Genomic DNA, 5,592 nt, shown 5'->3' with positions numbered 1-5,592 from the left:
CCCGGTCGGCGGCGTCGCAGGCCGCGATCCGCACCTCCGCCCCCGCCTCGGTCAGCTCGGCGGCCAGCTCGGCCGCGCCCGGGGCGTCCGGCCCGCGCCGGCTCGTCAGCAGCAGGTGCCGCACGCCGTGCTCGGCCACCAGGTGCCGGGCCAGCGCCGCCCCGATCGTGCCGGTCCCGCCGGTGACCAGGACCGTCCCTTCCGGTACGGACGGCAGCGTCAGCACCAGCTTGCCCACGTGCGCCGCCTGGGCGAAGTGCCGGAACGCGGCCGGGGCCTGGCGGACGTCCCAGGTGGTCACCCGCGACGGGCGCAGCGCCCCGCTCTCGAACAGCTCCAGCACGCCCCGGAACGCGGCGGCCACCTCCTCGACCGGCATGTCGAGCAGCTCGAACGGCAGGTACGCCACCCCCCTCTCGGTGAGCTCGCGCGGGTCGCGCGGGTCGGCGATGCCCATCTCGACGAACCGGCCGCCCGGAGCCAGCAGGCCGAGCGAGGCGTCGAGGAGCTCGCCGGTCAGCGAGTTCAGCACGACGTCGACCCCGCCGAACTCGGCCGCGAACGCGTCGGTGCGGGAGGAGGCGATCCGCTCCGGCGGCACCCCCAGCGCCCGCAGCGCCGGCCACTTGGCCGGGCTCGCCGTCGCGTAGACCTCCGCGCCCAGATGCCGCGCCAGCTGCAGCGCCGCGAGCCCCACCCCACCGGCGGCGGCGTGGACGAGCAGGCGTTCCCCCGGCCGGAGCCGGGCCAGGGTGACCAGACCGTGGTAGGCGGTGGTGAAGACGGCCGGCACGCTCGCCGCCTCGGCGAACGACCAGCCGCCCGGGATCCTGGCGAGGAGCCGATGGTCGGCGACCGCGACGGGCCCGACCGCACCCGGCACCAGCCCGAACACCCGGTCACCGACGGCCAGGCCGGTGACGGCCTCCCCGATCTCCGTCACGACACCCGCCGCCTCCGCGCCGAGCGGGGTGGCGGAGGGGACCATGCCGAGCGCGGTGAGGACGTCGCGGAAGTTCAGCCCCGCGGCCCTGATCTGGAGCCTGACCTGGTGGGGGGCCAGGGGGGCCAGGGCCTCCGGGAAGGGGGCGGCGCGGAGGTCGTCGGGCGAACCGCCCGGGGTGGCCAGGCGCCAGGCGTGGTCGAGGAGATCGAGGCGGGCGGACCGGCTCACCCGGGCCAGACGGGGGACCAGGGCGACGCCGTCGCGCAGGGCGATCTGGGGCTCGCGACTGGCCAGGGCCGCCGGGAGGGCGGCGGCCGAGGCGTCGTCGAGGTCGACGACGGTGACGCGGCCAGGGTTCTCGGTGGCGGCCGACCTCGCCACTCCCCAGAGGGGGGCCGCCGCGAGGTCGACGTGGTCACCGGGGCGCACGGCCACGGCGTTCCTGGTCAGGATGGCCAGGCGCGAGGCGGGGCCGGACTCCTCGGCCAGCCAGGCGGTCAGCCGGTCGACCAGGGCCTGCACGTTCGCGGCCACGGCTCGCGGAAGCTCGGCGACAGGGGTCGGCACCTCGATCACGGTCACATCGGCGGGGAGATCGACGGGCAGATCGGCGCGCGGGGCCAGTGCGAGGTTCGAGGGCTGGCCTGCGGTCAGGTCCGCAGGCGGGTTCGTCTTTTCTGGGCTGGACAGGGGGAGTTCGGTCCAGGTCAGTTCGTACAGGGAGGTGGGTTCGGTGGTCTGGGTCGTGGGGGCGGCGCGGAGGGTCAGGGATTCCACGCGGGCGATCGGGGCGCCTGTCGGGTCGGTCAGGGTGATGGCGACCGTGTCGTCGCCGGCGGGGGTCAATGTGGCGCGGAGGGCGGTGGCTCCTGCGGCGAACAGGTCGACGCCCGACCAGGTGAAGGGGAGGCGCACGCCCTCGCCGAGGAAGCCGCCCAGGGCCATGGCGTGCATGGCGGCGTCGAACAGGGCCGGGTGGAGGGCGAAGCGGGCGGCGTCGTCCTCGTGGCCCTCGGGCAGGCGGACCTCCGCGTGGACGGTGTCGCCCGCGCGCCAGGCGGCGGTGAGGTTGCGGAAGGCCGGGCCGTATTCGTAGCCGAGGTCGGCCAGGCGGTCGTAGAGGTCGTCGACCGGCAGCGGGACTGCGTCGGCGGGTGGCCAGGTGGTCGTCGTGTCCGGTTCGCCGGATGTGGACGGGGTCAGGGTGCCGGCGGCGTGGCGGGTCCACTCCGGGTCGCCGGCTCGGCGGGAGTGGACGGTCACCCGGCGGTGGCCGGACTCGTCGGGGGCGGTCACCTCCGCCTGGAGGCGGACGCTTCCGCGTTCGGGCAGGTGGAGCGGGGCTTCCAGGGTGAGTTCGTCGATGCGGAACGCCTCGCCGGAGAGCTGCCCGGCCTGGAGGGCGAGTTCGAGGAGCGCCGTGGCGGGGAGCAGCGCCGTGCCGCGTACGGCGTGGTCGGCGAGCCAGCCGTGGGAGTCCCGGGAGACGCGGCCGGTGACGACCAGCGCGCCCGTTTCGGCCAGCACGGTGACCGCGCTCAGGAACGGGTGCTCGGCGGCGTCCAGGCCGAGCCCTCCGGCGTCGCCGCCCACGGGCGGGCCGGTCAGCCAGTAGCGCTCGCGCTGGAAGGGATACGTCGGCAGGTCGGTGACGCCCGTGTCCGGCAGGTGCCAGGTGACCGGGTGGCCGTCGGCGTGGAGGGCGGCCAGGTTCAGGTGGAACTGCGCGAGGGTGCCCTTGTGCCGCCGGAGGGTGCCGGTGACCAGCAGCGACGGGTGCTCAAGGGTGTCCTGGACGGCCGTCGTCAGCACGGGGTGGGGGCTCGCTTCGACGAAGGTGGTGTGGCCGTCGTCCAGGAGCTTGGAGAGGGTTTCGTGGAAGCGGACCGGGCTGGCGAGGTTGTCGAACCAGTACTGGGGGGTGAGGTCGGCGACGTCGTCGGTGACGGTCGAGTAGAGGGGGACGGTGGCGGGCTGCGGCCGGATGCCGTCGAGGAGGGTGAGGAGTTCGTCGCGGAGGCGGTGGACGTGGGGGCTGTGGGAGGCGTAGTCGACGGGGATCCTGCGGGCGTCGAGGGTGGCGAGGAGGTCGTCGAGCTGGGTGGCGTCGCCGGCGATGACGGTGGCGTTGGGGCTGTTGTGGGCGGCGATGTGGAGGTCGTCGTAGGGGGCCAGGTGGGTGGCCAGGTCTTCGGCTCCCAGCTGCACTGACGCCATGCCGCCGGTTCCGGCGAGGGCGAGCAGTGCTTTGGAGCGGAGGGTGACGATCTTGGCGGCGTCGTCGAGGGTGAGGGCTCCGGCGATGTGGGCGGCGGCGATCTCTCCTTGGGAGTGGCCGATGACGGCGTCGGGTCGTACGCCGTGGTGTTCCCACAGTCGGGCCAGGCTGGTCATGACGGCGAACAGGGCGGGCTGGATGACGTCCACCCGGTCGACGGGTGGGCTGTTCAGCACGTCGATCAGGTTCCAGCCCGCGTACCGTTCGATCGCCTCGGCGGCGGCGCGCAGGTGCTCGGCGAAGACGGGGGAGGTGGCCAGCAGGTCCCGGGCCATTCCGTCCCACTGGGAACCCTGACCCGGGAAGACGAAGACCGTCTTGCCCAGCGGCCTGACCTGTCCCCGCACCAGCACCGGGTCGGGCCGGTCGTCGGCCAGCGCGTCGAGCGCCGCGAGCAGCGTCTCGCGGTCCCCGGTGACGACGGCGGCCCGGTGGGCGAGCGCGGCGCGGCCGGTGGCGAGGGTGCGGGTCAGGTCCGACGGCAGCAGGTCAGGGCGGGTGACGAGGTGGTCGCGCAACTGCCGCGCCTGCGCCCGCAACGCCGGGGCGCTGTGCCCCGACAGCAGCACCGGCGCGTCGCCTGCGAAAGCGTCGGCCCGGGAACTTGAGTCGACCTGGGAGGGAGAGGCGGGACCTTCGGCCTGGAGAAGGGTGGCTGGGGCGTCGGCTTGGGAGCGCGGGGCAGGTGCGTTGGGGCGGGGGGCCGAAACAGGGGCCTCTTCGAGGATGACGTGGGCGTTGGTGCCGCTCATGCCGAAGCCCGAGACGCCCGCGCGCCTGGTCCGGCCGGTCTCCCGTTCCCACGGCCGGGCCTCGGTGAGGAGGCGCACGTCGCCGGCCGCCCAGTCGACGTGCGGGGTCGGCTCGTCCACGTGCAGGGTCCTGGGCAGCACCCCGTGCCGGAGCGCCTGGACCATCTTGATGACGCCGCCCACCCCGGCCGCCGCCTGCGTGTGGCCGATGTTCGACTTGAGCGACCCGAGCCAGGCCGGTTCGTCCCGGTCCTGGCCGTAGGTCGCGAGGATGGCCTGGGCCTCGATCGGGTCGCCGAGGCGGGTGCCCGTCCCGTGCGCCTCGACGGCGTCGACGTCGGCGGCCGACAGGCCCGCGTCGGCCAGGGCCGCGCGGATGACCGCCTGCTGGGACGGGCCGTTGGGGGCGGTCAGGCCGTTCGAGGCGCCGTCCTGGTTGATGGCCGTCCCGCGGATCACCGCCAGGACCGGATGCCCGTTGCGGACGGCGTCCGACAGGCGTTCGACCAGCAGCAGGCCCACGCCTTCGCCGAAGGCGGTGCCGTCGGCGGCGGCGGCGAAGGCCTTGCAGCGGCTGTCGGCCGACAGGCCGCGCTGGCGGCTGAAGCCGATGAAGATGTCGGGGTGCGACAGGACGGTCGCGCCGCCCGCCAGGGCCAGGTCGCACTCGCCGCCGCGCAGGGCGCGGACCGCCAGGTGCAGGGCCACCAGTGACGCCGAGCAGGCGGTGTCCACGGTGACCGCCGGTCCGCGCAGGCCGAGGGTGTACGCGATCCGTCCCGACGCGATGCTGCCCGCGCTGCCGATGCCGAGATAGCCCTCCATGTCCGGCGGCAGCCGTACGCGCGAGCCGTAGTCGGTGTAGACCACGCCCGCGTAGACGCCGGTGGCCGAGCCGTGCAGCGAGGCCGGGTCGATGCCGGCCCGTTCGAACGCCTCCCACGCGGTCTCCAGCAGGAGCCGCTGCTGCGGGTCCATGCTGACCGCTTCCCGTGGGCTGATGCCGAAGAAGGCGGGATCGAAGCCGGCGGCGTCGTGCAGGAAACCGCCCTCGCGGGCGTAGGAGGTGCCCGCGTGGGCGGGGTCGGGGTCGAACAGGCGCTCCAGGTCCCAGCCCCGGTCGGCGGGGAAGGGGGAGATGACGTCGCGCTCGCCGGACACCACCGACCACAGGTCCTCCGGGGTGCGCACGTCACCCGGATACCGGCAGGCCATCGCCACGATCGCGATCGGCTCGTCGGCCCGGCGCGGGGTGGCGGTGACCGCGACCGCGGGGGTGTCTGCGCCCAGCAGCTCCGAGCGCAGGAACTCGGCCAGGGCGCGCGGCGACGGATGGTCGAAGATCAGCGTCGTGGGCAGCTTGAGACCGGTGGCCGTGGCCAGCCGGTTGCGGAACTCGACCGCCGTCAGGGAGTCGAAGCCCAGGTCCTTGAACGCGCGGGTGGCGTCGATGCCGCTCTGGCCGGTGAAGCCCAGGACGGCGGCGGCCTGGGCGCCGATCGCGTCCAGCAGCAGCCGTTCCTGGTCGGCGGGCGACCGTCCGGCCAGGGTGGCGAGGACCGGCGCGCCCGCGACCGCCGCGACCGGACCGGCGAAGGGCCGCAGCGGCGGCGGCA

The 5,592-nt window shown here is 74.9% G+C and carries 1 protein-coding gene; it reads right to left on the bottom strand.

Annotation, left to right across the window (positions count from 1 at the left end; translation table 11 throughout):
• Positions 1-5,592: type I polyketide synthase (locus tag FDA94_RS38695; protein ID WP_137251986.1), on the bottom strand; the 5,592-nt coding region annotated here is incomplete at both ends.

The sequence above is a fragment of the Herbidospora galbida genome (genome assembly GCF_005233835.1).
Lineage (GTDB): Bacteria > Actinomycetota > Actinomycetes > Streptosporangiales > Streptosporangiaceae > Herbidospora > Herbidospora galbida.
This window is presented reverse-complemented; position numbering and strand designations above follow the sequence as displayed.